The 922-nt window shown below is 65.5% G+C and carries 1 protein-coding gene; it reads right to left on the reverse strand.

From position 1 onward, the window contains the following. Positions 1-13: 13 nt before the first annotated feature. Positions 14-873 (reverse strand): IS5 family transposase gene (locus AQJ54_RS44760; RefSeq protein WP_428843827.1). Its coding sequence is split into 2 segments (ribosomal slippage): positions 14-507 and positions 507-873, totalling 861 coding nucleotides; the frame shifts between segments, so codons are not numbered across the junction. Between the last annotated feature and the right edge of the window lie 49 nt (positions 874-922).

The raw sequence follows: 922 nt of genomic DNA on the forward strand, positions 1-922 counted from the left end.
CTAGGGTCCGTCTTCAAACGGATCTTGCCCACAGCAGGAATGACGCGAGTGTGACCGCCGCTTCGTAGGAGACGGCGGTCTTCTCGTATCGAGTTGCGATGCCGCGGAACCCCTTGAGCCGGTTGAAGCAACGCTCAACGATGTTGCGTTGTCGGTAGATGTGCCGGTCGAACACTGGTGGGCGCCCGCCTTGGCGGCCGCGGTTGTACCGGTGTCGCTGCTGGTCGCTCTTCTCCGGGATGGTGTGCGCGATACCGCGTCGCCGCAGGTAGGCGCGGAAGCCGCGGGAGCTGTAAGCCTTGTCCGCGATGACGTGGTCGGGTCTGCAGCGTGGTCGGCCCGGGCCGGTGCGCGGGACCCGGATGCGTTCCAGGAGGGGGCGTGCGCAGACGCTGTCGTGGCGTTGACCCGGTGTCACCAGGATTGCCAGTGGCCGTCCCTGACCGTCGCAGGCGAGATGGACTTTGGTGGTCAGGCCTCCTCGGGATCGGCCGAGGGCGTGATCGTCCGGTTCGTCCGGCCTGCTGATCCCCCTTTTCGGCCAGTGGCGGCGGCATGCTGGTGGGCGCGGACGATGGTGGAGTCGATCTGGACGAGCCAGTCGATGTCACCGCCCGCGTCCGCACGAGCTTGGATCTGCTGCAGGGCCTGGGTGAACACGCCGTCCAAGGCATAACGGCGGAAGCGGGTGTAGACCGTCTTCCACGGCCCGTAGCGTTCCGGCAGGTCACGCCAGGAGATCCCGGTCCTGATCTTGTAGACCATCCCGTTAATGACCTGCCGGTCCGACACCCGCGGCCGGCCCGTCGAGGCCTGCGGTATCAGCGGAGCGAGTAACTCCCACTCCTGGTCGGTGAGTTCATGACGGCGTATCACCCCACCATGATCCACCATCCGGTGATCTTTGAAGACGAACCCTAGT

It is taken from the genome of Streptomyces griseorubiginosus, assembly GCF_001514195.1.
Taxonomy (GTDB): domain Bacteria; phylum Actinomycetota; class Actinomycetes; order Streptomycetales; family Streptomycetaceae; genus Streptomyces; species Streptomyces griseorubiginosus.